Annotated in this window: 12 protein-coding genes; 7 read left to right on the top strand and 5 right to left on the bottom strand. The window is 56.2% G+C overall.

The window, feature by feature from the left end; all coding sequences use genetic code 11:
* The first annotated feature begins 181 nt into the window (after nucleotides 1-181).
* From PIB16_RS11570 to PIB16_RS11550, 5 genes are all read left to right on the top strand, one after another.
* Nucleotides 182-994, top strand: a complete 813-nt coding sequence (locus PIB16_RS11570; RefSeq protein WP_174000649.1) for an ABC transporter ATP-binding protein — start codon at nucleotides 182-184, stop codon at nucleotides 992-994.
* Nucleotides 991-2,034, top strand: a complete 1,044-nt coding sequence (locus PIB16_RS11565; RefSeq protein ID WP_127757176.1) for a FecCD family ABC transporter permease — start codon at nucleotides 991-993, stop codon at nucleotides 2,032-2,034. Before PIB16_RS11570 ends, PIB16_RS11565 begins: the two co-directional genes overlap by 4 nt.
* The gene (locus tag PIB16_RS11560; RefSeq protein ID WP_174000645.1) at nucleotides 2,031-3,071 is read left to right on the top strand and encodes a FecCD family ABC transporter permease; all 1,041 of its coding nucleotides are present in this window, start codon (nucleotides 2,031-2,033) and stop codon (nucleotides 3,069-3,071) included. The genes PIB16_RS11565 and PIB16_RS11560 overlap by 4 nt, the downstream gene beginning before the upstream one ends.
* Before the next feature lie 7 nt (nucleotides 3,072-3,078).
* On the top strand, nucleotides 3,079-4,038 hold the full coding sequence (locus tag PIB16_RS11555; RefSeq protein WP_174000644.1) for an ABC transporter substrate-binding protein: 960 nt from the start codon (nucleotides 3,079-3,081) through the stop codon (nucleotides 4,036-4,038).
* A gap of 100 nt (nucleotides 4,039-4,138) precedes the next feature.
* Nucleotides 4,139-5,035 carry a MurR/RpiR family transcriptional regulator gene (locus tag PIB16_RS11550; protein WP_174000642.1) on the top strand — a complete coding sequence of 299 codons (897 nt, stop codon included), beginning with the start codon at nucleotides 4,139-4,141 and terminating at the stop codon, nucleotides 5,033-5,035.
* 40 nt (nucleotides 5,036-5,075) lie between these two features.
* Here PIB16_RS11550 and PIB16_RS11545 read toward each other — a convergent pair whose 3' ends face one another.
* The gene (locus PIB16_RS11545) at nucleotides 5,076-6,362 is read right to left on the bottom strand and encodes a glycosyltransferase (RefSeq protein ID WP_174000640.1); all 1,287 of its coding nucleotides are present in this window, start codon (nucleotides 6,360-6,362) and stop codon (nucleotides 5,076-5,078) included.
* 475 nt (nucleotides 6,363-6,837) lie between these two features.
* Between PIB16_RS11545 and PIB16_RS11540 the strand changes: the two genes are divergently transcribed.
* Nucleotides 6,838-8,601 (top strand): ABC transporter ATP-binding protein, encoded by a 1,764-nt coding sequence (locus PIB16_RS11540; RefSeq protein WP_174000638.1) that lies wholly within the window; start codon nucleotides 6,838-6,840, stop codon nucleotides 8,599-8,601.
* A gap of 40 nt (nucleotides 8,602-8,641) precedes the next feature.
* The gene (locus tag PIB16_RS11535) at nucleotides 8,642-10,072 is read left to right on the top strand and encodes a mannose-1-phosphate guanylyltransferase/mannose-6-phosphate isomerase (RefSeq protein ID WP_174000636.1); all 1,431 of its coding nucleotides are present in this window, start codon (nucleotides 8,642-8,644) and stop codon (nucleotides 10,070-10,072) included.
* 91 nt (nucleotides 10,073-10,163) lie between these two features.
* Here the strand turns inward: PIB16_RS11535 and PIB16_RS11530 are convergent, their stop codons facing one another.
* From PIB16_RS11530 to PIB16_RS11515, 4 genes are all read right to left on the bottom strand, one after another.
* A complete protein-coding gene (locus PIB16_RS11530) occupies nucleotides 10,164-12,257 on the bottom strand; it encodes an NAD(+) synthase (RefSeq protein ID WP_187772256.1) in 2,094 nt (697 codons plus the stop codon).
* Nucleotides 12,232-14,322, bottom strand: a complete 2,091-nt coding sequence (locus PIB16_RS11525) for a class I SAM-dependent methyltransferase (protein ID WP_271045637.1) — start codon at nucleotides 14,320-14,322, stop codon at nucleotides 12,232-12,234. The genes PIB16_RS11530 and PIB16_RS11525 overlap by 26 nt, the downstream gene beginning before the upstream one ends.
* Entirely contained in the window at nucleotides 14,240-14,782 is a 543-nt protein-coding gene (locus PIB16_RS11520) for an NUDIX hydrolase (RefSeq protein ID WP_271045636.1), read from the bottom strand. The genes PIB16_RS11525 and PIB16_RS11520 overlap by 83 nt, the downstream gene beginning before the upstream one ends.
* Before the next feature lie 64 nt (nucleotides 14,783-14,846).
* Nucleotides 14,847-15,629, bottom strand: a complete 783-nt coding sequence (locus PIB16_RS11515; protein ID WP_246669695.1) for a class I SAM-dependent methyltransferase — start codon at nucleotides 15,627-15,629, stop codon at nucleotides 14,847-14,849.
* Between the last annotated feature and the right edge of the window lie 48 nt (nucleotides 15,630-15,677).

The following is a 15,677-nucleotide window of genomic DNA, read 5'->3' as shown; positions in this document are numbered from 1 at the left end:
AAACGTCGGCACCCAAGGGTGCATTCGCGCTTCCTGGCGTGTCATTTCAGCCCATGACAGCCGCTTTTTGTTCAAATCGACCGGCAAAAACCGCTTTTTCGAACGCTGTATACTTGACTACTACAGTCATCAATAATTCTGGTGGCAACGCATTTAAACGGTGACGAATTTGAACGACGGCATGAGACCCATAAGCACGGATAGAGGCCTTGCGGCGCAGGCAATCGAGCTTGCCTATGGCGACACGCCGGTGCTTGCGGATATGTCCATCGATGTCGCGCCGAACCGCTTCACCGTTCTGCTTGGCCCGAACGGCTCTGGAAAATCCACGCTTCTCAGCGCGCTTGCCCGCCTGCACCGGCCCGCGCGGGGCCATATTCTTCTCAACGGCAGCGATATCTTCCGCCACCCGACCAAGGAGGTGGCGAAAAAGCTCGGCATGCTGGCGCAGCAGAACCATACGCCGGAAGGGCTTTCGGTTTTCGATCTCGTCTCTCGTGGCCGCTACCCGCATCAGGGATTTCTGAAGCAATGGAGCGAGGAAGACGCCCGCGCGGTGGAAGAGGCGCTTTCCGTGACCGGCATGTCCGAGCTGGCGGAAAGAGTAGTCGACAGCCTTTCCGGCGGCCAACGCCAGCGCGCCTGGATCGCCATGGCGCTGGCGCAGCAGACGGATATAATTCTTCTCGACGAGCCTACGACCTTTCTCGATCTGCACCACCAGATAGAGGTGCTGGACATGCTGGCCGGCCTCGTCACCCGCCACAACCGCACGATCGTGGCGGTGCTCCACGACATCAATCTTGCCCTGCAATATGCCGATCACCTGATTTTCCTGAAGGACGGGCGGCTGCGGCACCGGCTGGAAACAGCGGCGGCGTGCGATGCCGGCATCATTGCCGATGTCTTCGACATGGCAGTTGCCCAGCTCACACATCCGGTGACGGCGCGGCCGGTATTTCTTCCCCTGCCCGGACGGGCCAGCGCTGTATGATGCCCAACGGAACCAGCGGACGCACCCTTGCCCTTAGAGAGCGAGCCTATGGCCGCACGCTCGCGGCAGCACTTCTCCTGCTGCTCACCATGCTGCTTCTGGTGCTGGCGCATATGGCCACCGGCCCGCGCCCCATCGCGCCGAACGTTCTGCACGACCTGATATTCGCTTATGACGCCCGCAATTTCGACCAGCAGGTTTTGATGCGCCTGCGCCTGCCGCGTCTGCTGGCTGCGATGCAGGCCGGGGCCTGCCTTGGAACAGCGGGGCTTCTGCTGCAAACCCTGCTTCGAAATCCGCTCGGCGAGCCGCATATTCTGGGCTTGAATGCCGGGGCAAGCCTCGCTGTAGTTCTGGCGACGGTACTGCCGCTCGGGCTGATCGCAACGCCGCTGTTCCGCCCATTGCTGGCAGCGACGGGCGCTGGCATCAGCTTCTCGCTCGTGCTTCTCCTTGCTTCCGCCGGGCGGCAGGGGCTGACGCCGGCAAAACTCGTCTTTTGCGGCATTGCGCTTTCCACACTTGCCGCAACCCTCACCTCCGCCATCCTCATTCTCAATGAGGAAACATTGCAGCAGATGCGTTTCTGGCTGGTGGGCGATACGGCCGGCGTTTCGATCACAATCATCGCCGCCGCCCTGCCCGCGGCCGCGATCGCGCTTATCCTAGCTTTCGCCGTCGCTCCCCGGCTCGATCTTCTGGGGCTGGGCGAGAGCGCTGCCGCAGCGCTCGGTGTGCCGGTCCGTTCGACGCGGATTCTGGCGCTTGTCTCCATATCGTTGTTCTGCGGCGCGGCCATCGCCGTCGTCGGCCCCATTGGCTTCGTCGGCCTGGTGGTGCCGCCACTCGTCGCACGCCTGAAAACGGGGCGGCTTCTGCTTGCCATACCCATCGCAGCACTCGGCGGCGCAGTCCTCTTGATCGCCGCCGATCTCGCCGCCCGCCTCATTCTCCTGCCGAAAGAACTGCCCACCGGCGCGATGACCGGCCTTGTCGGCGCGCCGGTGTTTCTCTGGCTGGTGCGCAGGGTGCTGAAATGAACCGTTACCGGGTTCTCCGACTGGGGCGCTTTTCCGTCCGCGTCATGCCGTCGCGGCTCACCATTCTGCTGGCGCTTTTCCTCTGCCTCATGCTTGTCACCCTGTGGTCTCTCACCGCCGGCAGCCAGCATATTCCCGCCTCCGCCCTGTGGTCGCTTTTCACCGCAACCAACACCGATGCCGCCATGACCGACGCGGTCGTGGTTCTCGACTTCCGGCTCTCGCGTCTGGCGCTTGCGATGGTGGCCGGCGCCATGCTCGGCATTGCCGGCGCCATCATGCAGGCCACGACCCGCAACGGCCTTGCCGATCCCGGCCTGCTCGGCGTGCGCGAAGGCGCATCCCTTGCCGTGCTGGGCTGCCTGTTCCTGCTGCCTTCCCTGCCGGTCATGTTGTGCCCCGTTGCGGGCATTGCCGGCGGCATGGCAAGTGCCATAATCGTTCTCACGCTCTCCGGCGCCACCTCGCGCCTGCGCTTCGTGCTGACCGGCATCGGCTTTTCATGGTTTTTATCAGCTTTGCTGCTTATCCTCATGGCATCGCTCGATATTCGCAATTTGCAGACAGCGATGATCTGGATGGCCGGCAACCTGCAGGGCGCAAGCTGGACCGCCGTTTCAATCCTCTCCGTCATCCTCGTCATCGCCCTTGGCCTTCTCCTCCTGACAGCGCGCGCCGCCGACGTGCAGGCGCTCGGCGATCATGCGGCGACGGCGCTTGGCGTCCATAGCCGTCTCCTTTCGATGCTTCATGTCACGCTTGCCGTCAGCCTCACCGCAGCCTGCGTTTCCTTCACCGGCAGCATCGGTTTTGTCGGCCTGATCGGTCCGCATATCGCCCGGTTTCTGTTGCCCGGCGGCTCCTATCCCGGGCTTGTCTTGGGTGCAGGTCTGACAGGCGCAATTCTGGTCGCAGCGTCAGATACCATCGCCCGAACCGCCTTTTCGCCGCTGGAGTTGCCGACCGGCCTCCTTCTTTCCGCCGTCGGCGCACCCACGCTCCTTGCCCTTCTCTGGTTTCACCGGCATCGCCTATAGGTTCCCCATGCGCAAAACACTTCTTGCCCTTCTCTCGGCCGCTTTTCTCCTCGGGACAGCCACGGCCCAAGCCGAAGAGACCAGCCGAAGCTTTACCGACGACCTCGGCCGCAGCGTTTCCATTCCGGCAAAGCCGAAGCGCATCGTGACGCTGCACGATATCGACCTCACCATTCCGCTGATCGAACTGGGCGTGACGCCGGTGGGCAGTCACGGTCGCATGGGGGCGGACGGCAAACCCTATCTGCGCTCCAGCGCCATTCTGACCGGCGTTGATTTCGACAATAGCGACATCGCCTATATCGGCTCCATCAATGCCGATCTGGAAGCGATTATCGCCCTCAAGCCCGATCTCATCCTGACCGAACCTGATCGCCCCACTCCCGTTGAAAAACTGACGCAGATCGCACCCACCGTCGCCATCGACAATACCAAAGACGGCGCACCGCATATTTACAAAGTGCTGGCCGAGCTGACGGGCACGCAGGCGCGTCTTGCCGTGCTGGACCGGCGCTATCGGGCACAGATCGAGGCGCTGAAGGCATCTGTCGATACCGACGCCATCACCGTTTCGGTGTTCCAGCCACTCAACGGCAAGATCAGTGTCTACCACACCTATCGCGCGCTCGGACGCGTGCTGCGGGACGCTGGGTTTCGTTTCCCCGCCATCATCGACGCCATTCCGGATGGCGACCGTATCGAGATCAGCGCCGAACGCTTGCCGGAACTCGATGCCGATATCATCTTCGATCCCTATCGCTCCGATACCGGCGCTTCGCCGCAGGCGGAGATCGACATGATGGAAGCCGTGATACCGGGCTTCTGCAACTTTCTTCAGGCCTGCCGCAACGGTCGGTACATCCTCCTGCCGCGCGAGGAAGCGATTTCCAACTCCTATGCTGCGCTCAGCCTCATGGTCTCTGCTGTCCAGTCCCATTTGACGATGCGGCCAACGCACGAAAAGTGACGGCAACCACCACCACCCCTGATAAAAGCGCTTGTCTCCCGGCGTGACGCGCTGCTAATTCCTGAAGAAGAGTAAGAAACTCAGCTTCACGGAAGAATCCATGCCCGCTGGCGAAACGCACATATCAAGGCTCCGGCGCACCGATCGTTTCGGCGAGCAACTTCGCAAACGCCGCGACCGCCTGTCGCCGGGGATGCTTGCCGTTGCCGAATATATTGACGGCCACCGCCATGCCGTTCTCGCCAAATCGGCGCTGGAAATCGGCTTCGATACCAATACATCCGATGCGACTGTCATCCGCGCCATACAGGCGCTTGGCTTCCAGGGGCTGGTCGATCTCAAGGAAACGCTGGAGGCCTATCTGGGCGTGACGGATTCGCCCGTCGAAAAAATGGCGGCGACGACAAAATCCATATCCGGCAACTGCGATGCCGCGATAGATTTCGTGCTCGACAATCAGAAAAACACGCTGGAGATGCTTTCAAGCGCAGAAAACCGCGACGCCATGGCGGCGGCCGTGCGGCTCCTCTCGCAAGCGCGCGGCATCGGCGTGCTCGGCATCGGCGCCTCCGGCATCATCGCCACCTATGCCGCGAGGCTGTTCCAACGCTCGGGCGTCCATTCCTATGCGCTCAACGCCACCGGCATCGCGCTTGCCGAACAGTTGCTCGCGCTTGAAAACGGCCACGTCCTCATCATGCTCCTGCACGGCCGCGCCCACCGCGAAGCCCAGACCGCCATAGCCGAGGCAGGCCGCCTCGACATCCCGATCATCATGCTGCTCGGCCAGGAAGACAGCGTGCTCAAAAAACACGCCAACGCCAGCCTCTTCCTGCCCCGCGCCAAAAACGAAGGCGTGGCGCTCCACGCCCCCACCTTCATCGCCATGGAAACCATGGCCCTTGCCCTCTCCGCCGCCTGCCCCGAGCGAAGCCTTGAGACGCTGGAGCGGCTGGTGGAGCTGCGGGCGTCGATCAGGCCGCATAAGCGGGTTTAAATTACAACGACACTGTCAAGCTCAGAATGTCGATGTACCGTTAAGTCGGTACCCTTATTTTGTTGCTATCTTGAATTGTCTTAAGTATCTCTGATGCAACGTTTCGCCATGTTCGCATTTGCGGCTTAAATTCAGCAATCTTGGCTTTCAGAGAAGCGTATTCACCCGGCTCCAACAAGAGTTTGCGAACCAGACTCGCCAATTCCTCAGGTTTTTCCGGGTCGAAGTAAAGCGCGAGCGTTCCACCTGCCTCCCGCAAGGCAGGTACATCCGCGGCAAACGCCGGCGTCCCGCACCATAGAGCCTCACTGATCGGCAGACCCCATCCTTCCATCCTGCTCGGCAAGACCAAGCCGTAGGCATTTTCGTACAGTAAGCGTAATTCCGCCTGATTAGGATTAAGCACGAAGTGAAATTTGTCGGCTATTGGCCGGAACTTCTCTTGCTTTAAAAATTTTTCAACCCTTTTCCGCCTCGCGCCAGCTAACACCAGTGCGGGCGGAATAACACCTGATTCCTGCAATTCCAGCATGGCCTCAACAACGCACTCCAAGTTTTTGCGGCCATTGTAAATGCCGACACCCAGCAGATAGCGATCTTGAGGTGGCTTCTTGTTGATCGGCTCAACTGTCTCACGAAGCTCGTTGCAAAGCGGTACAGCCACCACATCGGGTACTGGCGGCAATGTGCCAACATCTGAAAAATGCGCTACCTCCCGCGCCGTAAATTCAGAATTTGTCAAAATCAGTGCGGATGCCCCGATAGCGACCTTGTTATCGTGAATGAAATTCCGCGGAAATGAAAACTGATTCCGATGTGTGAAATCATGCAACGGAATCATATCATGGAGCATCGGAATAAAGATGGCTTTTTCACCGCGTTGGTTCAATGCCATGAGGTAGTCGGACATGATTTTCGGCCTCCCTAGCGAGACCAGAATCTGTCCGTCCACGTCGACCTCTCGGACGGCCCCCGCCGGAATGGTTGCCCAGCGTTTGCGATTGCGATGCTCAACTATTGTGCGCACAACACCGTAGAACAGAGACTTTAGAAAATTCGTGTCGAAAAGGTTCTGCCGCAGGCGCAAAGGGGTCGCGCTTGAAGGAACGTTTGGATCCAGAACACCCGTTGGCGACGCGTCACCGGTGCGCGGAAACACTTCAAAAAAACGACGATGCAACGGTGAGTAGATGACATATCTCACGGATTTATCCAGCAAGGTCAGCTCATAAGCGACCTCCATCACGGTTCTTGCAATTCCGTAATATTTGAATTTCACTCCTGAATTCAGGAACAGTTCCGACAGATCAAAAAAAACTTGGGGCATTTACCGTCCTGCCTGACGGACGTATCCGTCATAAAAAACATTGGATTGCAAAAGCTTACGGGCTTATATGCCGCGCCATTGTCGATCGCCCACCACTTAGTTCGGGATATAGATTTTGAACAGCGCACTTGTCAACGGCAAGAACCTTCGGGCTGTGCAAAACTAGATGTTTCACACCAACAACCAATCCAAGAACTACTCACATCTAGCGCCCAGCAAGACCAGTGTCCTTGGGCACCACCACCGGAGGGAGATTGACACTTGACGATCACCCATTTAAGTCCACTACACCAATTTCGGATTAGACGTGCCTCGGCATTTGGAACCGGTGTTAAGCTTTGAGTTTTCTGAATATGAAACTTGGGCGTATCATATATGAGCGTTACACAGAACATCACGCCGCTGATTTGGGTTTGTTTGCCTGACGTGATAACACTCGCCAACTGCAGTTTTTGCACCAATTAGGAATATCGCTGTGATCGGATCATTTTTGTCGCAAAACGACAAGAAGCTGCTGGTACGACTGTTCAAAGAGAACTTCAAGAAGCATGTTGGCTGGTACTCCATGGCAATCGCGGCCATGGTTGTCGTTGCCGCGACGACATCTCTTAGCGCCTGGATCATGCGCGATATCGTTAACAGCGTTTACCTGAAGCGTGGCTTCGATGTCGTTCTTGAGATTGCGTTCGCGGTCGCCGCGATCTTCATCGTCAAGGGGCTCGCCACCTTCGTGCAGAGCTATTATCTAAGCAAGGCTGGTAATAGCATCGTAGCGGAGCAACAGCGCAAGATTTACGACCGGCTTCTGAAACAGGGGGTTTCTTTTTTTCAGAACTTGCCGTCCTCCGAGCTACTCATTCGAGTCACCTATAACGCTCAAGCTGCGCGTAGCGTCATCGACACGATCGTAACGTCGTTTGTCCGCGATCTCTTTTCGCTTATCGGACTCATAATCGTGATGTTTGCCCAGAACTTTCTTCTGAGTGCGATCTCAATGATTATCGGTCCTCTTGCGATTTTCAGTGTTCGCCTTGTTCTGCGGCGCGTCCGCAAAATCATGGAGGCGGAACTTGCCTCGTTGGGTGAAATCGTCAATGTCGTGCAGGAGACCAGCATAGGCGTGCGCGTTATCAAGGCGTTCTCGCTCGAGAAACTGATGCGCCAACGCATGGACAAAGCGGTATCGGATGTCGAGCATCGCGCAAATGGCATAGCGAAACTTGAAGCGGCGACAAGCCCGATCATGGAGACGCTCTCTGGCCTGGCGATTGCAGTTGTCATCGCCGTTTCCGGCTACACAGTCCTTGAAAAAGGCGGTTCTCCGGGCGACTTGATGGCCTTCATCACTGCCCTGCTACTTGCTTATGAACCGGCAAAGCGTCTTGCACGCATGCGCGTCCAGATCGAAAGTGGCATGATCGGTGTGCGTATGATGTTTGAGGTTCTCGATGCTCCACTGACTTTAAGCGAGAAAAGCGACGCCGCACCGCTGCCAAAAGCAAGCGGCGATGTGGAGTTGAAAAACGTTGGCTTCGAATACGTTTCCGGTCAGCCCGTTTTGAAAGACGTCAGTGTCCTTTTCGAAGGTGGAAAGATGACGGCACTCGTTGGGCCTTCAGGAAGCGGCAAATCCACAATTATAAATCTGATTATGCGCCTTTATGACCCGCAAAATGGATTGGTTGAGATCAACGGCATGGATTTGCGCGACGTGTCCTTCGCCAGTCTGCGTGAGCATGTATCCTATGTGGGTCAGGAAACATTCCTGTTTTCCGGCACTGTAAAGCACAATATTTCCGTCGGTCGTGACAACGCTACGGAAGAGGAAATCGTTGCTGCGGCCAAGGCCGCCAATGCACACGACTTTATCATGAAGATGCCCGAGGGTTACGATACCAAGCTTGGTGAAAACGGCTCCGGTCTGTCCGGCGGTCAGCGGCAGCGCGTCGCGATCGCGCGAGCCATGCTTAGAAACGCGGATATTTTGATCCTTGACGAGGCGACAAGTGCCCTGGATTCCGAGTCCGAAGCGCTTGTCCGAGATGCTCTGGAGCGCCTCACGCTCAACAAGACATCAATCGTCATCGCTCATCGTCTTTCCACTATTAACAGGGCAGACAAGATCGTCGTTATGGACAATGGCGAAGTTGTAGAACAAGGTAGCCGCCGTGAACTGCTCTCGGCGGATGGCCTCTATAAGCGCCTGCACAGCATTCAGTTCGATGCGGATGTAGCTTAAACTTAGCAGATCTATAAGGCCGCGTTGGAAAGGTTTTGTTGTGAAGGAACACTCTCGAAAGATCACGCCGGTTCTTCTTGCTGGCGGTGCTGGTTCGCGGCTTTGGCCGGTATCGCGCGATCAGTTGCCCAAGCAGTTCCAGCCACTGGTCGGCAATCTTTCGACCTATCAGCAGACGCTGCAGCGGGTGGGCGACAAGGGCCTTTACGCCGAGCCGCTGGTGATCACCAATGAGGATTTCCGGTTCTTCGCCCGCCGTCAGGCCGAAGAGATCGATCTGCCGGCAACGGTAGTGCTGGAGCCCGCCCGCCGCGACAGCGCCGCCGCCATGGCCGCCGCCGCCGTGCTGGCCGAGCGCCGCGAGCCCGGATGCCTGGTGCTGGCGCTTGCCGCCGACCATGTGGTGCTCGATGCCGACAAGTTTTCACAGGCCGTGAAACTCGGCGCAAAAGCCGCCGATCAGGGCAATATCGTCGTCTTCGGCCTAGTGCCGACCGAACCGCGCACCTCCTACGGTTATATCAAGCCGGGCGAGGCGATCGACGGCGAAAAAGACCTCAGCACCGTCGACGCCTTCGTGGAAAAGCCGGATATGAAGACGGCGATCTCCTATCTGGAAAAGGGTTATCTCTGGAATTCCGGTAACTTCCTGTTCCGCTCCGATGTGATGATCGCCGAACTGAAGGCCTTCGCCCCGGAAATCCTGGCGGCGGTGACGCAGGCGGTCGAGCAATATGAAAGCGACCTCGGTTTCGTGCGCCTGCATCAGGCAAGTTTCGAGGCCTCGCCGAAAAACTCCATCGACTATGCCGTGATCGAGAAGACCAAACGCATGGCGGTGGTGCATGGCCATTTCCGCTGGTCGGATATCGGCAGCTGGGATGCGATCTGGGAAATCGCCGACAAGCGCGGCAACGACAATGCGCTGGAAGGCAACGGCGTCTTCATCGATTCCGAAGGCTGCCTCATCCATTCGACGCAATTGCTGACGACGGTGGTGGGCGCCAGGGACATGGTGGTGGTGGCCACCAAGGATGCGGTTCTGGTGGTGCCGAAGAACCGGGTGCAGGACGTGAAGGGTCTGGTGGAGACGCTGAAGGACGGCGAACACGCACCGCAGACGCAGACCCACAAGCGCGTATATCGCCCCTGGGGTTATATCGAGCACATGTATGTGGACGAGCGTTACAGGGTGGGCCATATCACGGTCGATCCCGGCCACCGCATCTCGTTCCAGAAGCATTATCACCGCTCGGAACATTGGATCGTCGTCAAGGGTACGGCGACGGTGACGATCGGCGAAGAGACGAAGTTGCTGACGGAGAACCAGTCGGTCTATATCCCGATTGGCCAGCCGCACCGGCTTGCCAATGAGGGGCAGATCCCGCTCGAACTGGTCGAAATCCAGACCGGAGCCTATATCGGCGAGGATGATGTCATCCGCATCGAGGACGATTATAAAAGGAAGTGACGAGCGGATATGCTGCGGATAAAAGCGGCGATCTGGATTTCCCCTCCCCGATAAATCAGCGCCCTTCTGGCAGAACGATCTTCTGCGCCCTCTAACCTCTGGGGGGCGGCGTAAGCGCCGCGTCAAGTTCACGTAGCCAGGCATCTGCCGATGCGTCCGAAGGCATGCGCCAGTCGCCACGCGGAGACAACGAGCCACCGGAGCTCGTTTTCGGACCATTCGGAACGGCGCTACGCTTGAACTGGCTCGTTTGAAAAAAGCGCCTTATGAAGACTCTCAGCCACGACCTGATGGTTTCCAGATCATAATCCCGTCGGTCAGTATCCGCGAAGTCGGATGGCCAGTTACCCATTTTGACATCCCTCCAGGCGTGCCACGCAAGAAAGGCAATCTTGGACGGCCTCATTCCATATCGTACCGTGTAAAAGAGATTGAAGTCCTGGAGCGCATAGGGCCCGACGAAATCTTCAGTCTTCTGACTTGGTGCATCTGCATCACCTGGCACCAATTCTGGGCTGATTTCGGTCGACAATATATTCCGAAGAACTTCGGAAGCTTCCTCACCGTAAAGACCGCGCGCCGCCACCCATCGAATAAGATGTTGAATAAGGGTTTTGGGAACCGAGCAATTGACATTGTAGTGACTCATATGATCACCCACGCCATATGTTGCCCACCCGAGAGCAAGCTCGGAGAGATCACCCGTGCCAAGGACAATTGCGTTGTGCCGATTTGCCAGCCGGAAAAGAAGCGAGGTCCGGGCTCCCGCCTGAACATTTTCAAAGGTGATATCGTAAATTTTTTCACCTTCGGCGGCAGGATGACCGATATCTCTCAACATCTGCATCGAAGCTGGACCTACGTCGATTTCATCCGCCGTCACTCCCAAAGCCCGCATCAAGCGCCATGCATTCGATTTCGTGGTGTTGGTTGTCGCGAAAGCTGGGAGGGTCCAGGCAAGAACATTGGAGCGAGGTAGCTTCAACAAATCCATGGCGTGGAGCGCAACCAGAAGGGCGTGAGAACTATCCAATCCACCGGAAACGCCTATAACCACGCGTTCGATCCCACTGGCCTTCAAACGACGGGCAAGGCCTTGAGACTGTATCTGAAAAGCTTCCTCGCAGAGAGCATCAAGCTGACTTTTGTCATCTGGAACGAAAGGAAAGCGGGCAATTTTTCGCTGCAAGCCAATATCGTTTGCGGAGGGCTGAAGATGAAAACCAATATGCCGATAATCTTTTGGTGCAAGATCGCGCCGATTCGCGACAAGGCTACCATTCCGCAACCTTTCCGCTGCGAGAAGTTCAAGGTCGATATCCGTGACGATCATGCCGGCGCTGGTAGAAAAACGCTCAGATTCTGCCAAAAGAGTTCCAGCTTCATAGACCATTGCATGGCCGTCCCAAGCGAGGTCGGTGGTTGATTCACCAAATCCTGCCGCGGAATAGAGATATGCGGCATTGCAGCGAGCGGATTGCACGCGGCATAACGCGTGACGTTCGGCGGACTTGCCGATAATTGCATTGGAAGCTGAAAGGTTTGCAATAACAGTGGCGCCCGCAAGGGCAGCGAGGGACGAAGGTGGCGTCGGCACCCAGACGTCCTCGCAAATCTCAATCGCCAGCACGAAATTCTCTATATCCTGCGCAGCAAACAAGAGGTCCGTTCCGATCGGAACCGTCGTCCCCAAAAGCTCAATCGTCGCACCTCCTTCAACGATTGCGCCTGATGCGAAGTGCCTTGCCTCATAAAATTCGCGATAATTCGGCAGATAGGTTTTAGGGACGATACCCAAAAGACGACCGCGGTGCACCACGACCGCGCAATTAAGAAGGTGTCCCTGCCAGCGCACCGGCATTCCTACCAGAATCAGAGGCGTGAGCGTCTCGGTGCGCTTTCGCAGCAGTTCGAGAGCTGCTTCCGCCTCATCAAGCAGCGTTTGCTGATGCAGCAGATCATCAATCGAATAACCGGTCAAGCCGAGCTCGGGGAGGACAAGAAGACCAACCGACTGTTCGTCTGCTGCCTCCAATAGCGGTATCGTGGCTGCAGCATTCGCCAGAGGCGAAGCGGGCGAGACCAGATGCGAAGCAACGGCACAACGAAGAAAGCCCTGCGCGTAAGCCGAAGAGAAAGTCGTTGGTGTCACCTGTTTATTACGCGTCATCGTGTTCACTTGCATTCATGCCACCATCAGCAACCACTCCAATGAGAAGCCAGGAGGGGCGCACCCAAAATAAGGAAGAAAAACGCGGACGCCATTGTTTCCAATTCAGCAAAACCGCTTCGACGACGCCCTGCGCAGCACTTTGCTCCGCCAGGATCGAAGGATCCGGACAAAAATCATGCCACATGACAAGCCCACCGGGCCGAACCACCTGCAAGGCCTTTTCAGTGTCGTTGGCCACGACATCAGCCGTGTGACCGCCGTCGATCAGGGCGGTGTCGAAGAAATCGCTATCGAAAGCCGAGGTATCAAACTCTCTGCTGTCGATCAGTAGCTGCGTGACCCGTGAAGCCAGTCCTGCTTCGCGATAAAGGCGTCCAATTCGATTTCCACCATCCGTAACGCCCGATGCGTCTGAATACAAAGAACGCCCCTCGGCATCCTTTTCCCCTTCGGGAAGGTTGAGTGTCCACACGTGTGCTTCGGAATGCTGTAAGCAAAGCCGCGCACCAAACCCCTCCCAGGTTCCAAATTCGAGGTGATGCTTTGGGCGAAAGGCGCGGTAGAGTTGCTGCAACACCTTCGCATCATGCACTTCCATGCGAAACTGCGTGAGCGGCATGTTAACGAGGTTTATCGGAGCGCGGAACGAGCAATCCAAACCGAGGCGTTCTCCCAACATATGAGCGTCAACGATTTCGAGCTTGTCTTCAGGCACATCGAAACTCGATGACGGGAGACCCTTGGCGGCCTCACTCAAGGCGATCTCTTTTTGTAAAGGATTCATCGAAGGCGACGGTGTCGCGTTGCGTCGAGCTTCGGCTTGCAGCACAACTGGCTCACTGAAACGTACTCTTGCCACGCCAGGCAGCGTAGGACCCTTTCTGATAACAATACCGCGCAGGTCCTCAACGTTATCAAGAGCTATAGCAATGGTCGCTTCCCCACCTGGGAGCACAAAAGCTTCCGATCCGATGAGTTCTGAAAAACCTTCTCTTACGCAAAGAACTCCAATATCTGCTCCGGACACGCCGACCGACAGGCGCACGACTGCCGGCCCTTCACAAACTGGTTGCACTTTCCAGATCAGGCCATAACCCCAGGCAGGTGCATCAATAATCAGATCACCAGTTTCCTCATCTACAACACCCGCACCAGCCGACTCGAACGTAGCAGCAACGTCAGCCGCTGATGCAGCCGTCGCGACAAGAACCGGCGAAACATAGACAGGTTCCCGTTCATGTATAAGCCTCAGACCATCAACTGCAACGGGTACGCCTTCAGGACGACGCAAGAGGAAATTTTCGCCATCCATCACGAGAGCCTCGTGATAGCCGACTGATGCCAACCACTCGAGTGCTTGCGAGACGCTCTGCTTTCTTTCCGCCAACGCGTGGTTGAGTTCTACAAGAACCCAAGGGTTAAATTTATCGAGTGTCTGAAGAGACCCTTTCAACACTTCGAGATCGAAACTGTCGACATCAACCTTGAGAAGATCAAGCCTGTCCCACTCCAGACGCTGCATTTCCGCGTCCACTGTAGAGAAAGGAAACTCCTCTACCTCCGCGGGACTGCCCCATACGCGGAATATCGCATCTCGACGGTTCCCTTCCGTCTCTCCCATAGCGATCTGCCGGACTTCGACATTTGAAATCCCATTAAGCTCGAGATTATGCCTGAGCATCCGATGTGTTTCGGTCGGCTCGAACGCGACGACAAAACCGTCCGGCGCACAACGGCCAAAAAGGGCGGAGTAATAACCGATATTGCCCCCGACATCAAAAATCCGCCAATCGCGACCGATATTGCGGACACACCACCGTTTTGTCTGCATCTCACAATAGGGATAGTAGCCTCGCATATGCGCGTAATAGGATCCGAGACGAATTGGCTCCGCCTCGGGAACCATCGTCCAGATCGGAGCCAGATCGAGCTGGATAGCAGGGGCCGAAGCTTCAACATCCAGACCCGGTTGAGATTCGGCGGGGTGTTGCTGTTCAAAATCCGAAGTGTGCTCGGGTCGCGAGCCAGACGGCGAGCTGAGGAAGGATTGTACAATGTCCCTGATCGATCGCCGCATTTATTTCCTCCACTGTCATAACTTTGAGATCAAAAGTTTCAAGATCGTCATGATCAGCGACGCCTACAGGACGACAACCCGTCAGGGCAAAAAGATGCGCGCGCCCGCAGCCCTGATTTCCGCTGACTGTATAACTGCCAAAGCCAATTGCCTGCTCCGCAACATAACCAGTCTCTTCTCGCAGCTCCCGTAGCATAGCCCCGACGGCATCTTCACCGGGCTCCACATGGCCAGCCGGAAAGGTCATGGAATAACAACGCGCGCCGTGCTTATATTGCCACAACGTTAAAATACTGCCGTCCGCCAGAATGGGCACGGCTATCGAATAATCAGGCAAGTGAACTTGGTAATAGTCGTCGACAATGCGGCCATCCGGTAGCGATACAGCCTCGACTGAGAGCGTTACGAAGGGAGACACATAGAGCTCCCTCCGATTTTTGACGGACCAGGCGTTATTCATTGCTGTTTCCGCACCCCGAATTGTCAAACGACTTTCAAAGAGTTCGCGTCAATCTTACTCAGACTCAAATGGGCTTAGCAGTTATCAGCAAATGCCATCCCAAACTCTGCTCAAGCGCACGGAACAATTCCGGCGGCATAGTTTCAAACCAAGGTTGCCGCACATATTCATACTTGACATATTGTTCAATCTGGTAGGGGAAAATGTGGTCCTGCCGAATTTCGGTTGCTTCAAAGCAGCCAGAGAGAAGCTCTTGAACGTCGCGCTCATCGTACGTAAAAGCAATCGGGCACCCTGACTGTGCTTCCGGTTGATCGAGACCAGCTTCAATCATAGCAGCCTTCCAAGACCGCTTTGCATAAAGCATTATCCTCAACTCACCATCCGGCTTGATAACTTTTCGGATTTGCTCGATTACACCTCGCGGATTGGGTGTATGATGAATAACACCAAAAGAGTATACCAGATCGAAATTGTCCTCTGGAAAACCTTCCGTGAGCGATTCCGCATTCAATTGCTGCAAACTTCCGGTTTGTCCAAACACTTCAAACCGTGTCTTGGCGATAGAAAGGCTGGCTTCCGAAAGCTCGATACCAGAGTATATCGCACCGCTACGTGCAAAATTGACTGCATCAGTACCGATGCCACACCCAACTTCCAGTACCTTCTTGCCATTCCAAAGCGAGAATTCTGCAAATCCGGGAATGTGTGGTTCAACAAAGTACTTCCGGGCTTCTACTTCATCGAAATATTCTCTCGTGCCCACTTCGAGTTTTGAATGTCGAACATTGCAAGGGCGACGATTCCAGTACTCTTTTACGTCATCAATGGTTGCATGGTCGGTCACAGGTGAATCCTTTTATTGAATGATGATAGCAGTTCAGTTACTTAGGTG

Source organism: Agrobacterium sp. ST15.13.015 (assembly GCF_027871645.1).
Lineage (GTDB): Bacteria > Pseudomonadota > Alphaproteobacteria > Rhizobiales > Rhizobiaceae > Agrobacterium > Agrobacterium leguminum.
Note: the sequence above shows the minus strand (reverse complement) of the source record. Positions and strands in the feature narration are given on the sequence as shown.

Bases quoted from the DNA above. Each gene is read 5' to 3' on its own strand.
- PIB16_RS11570 (WP_174000649.1), top strand. From the start codon at position 182: ATGAGACCCATAAGCACGGATAGAGGCCTTGCGGCGCAGGCAATCGAG.
- PIB16_RS11565 (WP_127757176.1), top strand. From the start codon at position 991: ATGATGCCCAACGGAACCAGCGGACGCACCCTTGCCCTTAGAGAGCGA.
- PIB16_RS11560 (WP_174000645.1), top strand. From the start codon at position 2,031: ATGAACCGTTACCGGGTTCTCCGACTGGGGCGCTTTTCCGTCCGCGTC.
- PIB16_RS11555 (WP_174000644.1), top strand. From the start codon at position 3,079: ATGCGCAAAACACTTCTTGCCCTTCTCTCGGCCGCTTTTCTCCTCGGG.
- PIB16_RS11550 (WP_174000642.1), top strand. From the start codon at position 4,139: ATGCCCGCTGGCGAAACGCACATATCAAGGCTCCGGCGCACCGATCGT.
- PIB16_RS11545 (WP_174000640.1), bottom strand. From the start codon at position 6,362: ATGCCCCAAGTTTTTTTTGATCTGTCGGAACTGTTCCTGAATTCAGGA.
- PIB16_RS11530 (WP_187772256.1), bottom strand. From the start codon at position 12,257: ATGCAAGTGAACACGATGACGCGTAATAAACAGGTGACACCAACGACT.
- PIB16_RS11525 (WP_271045637.1), bottom strand. From the start codon at position 14,322: ATGCGGCGATCGATCAGGGACATTGTACAATCCTTCCTCAGCTCGCCG.
- PIB16_RS11520 (WP_271045636.1), bottom strand. From the start codon at position 14,782: ATGAATAACGCCTGGTCCGTCAAAAATCGGAGGGAGCTCTATGTGTCT.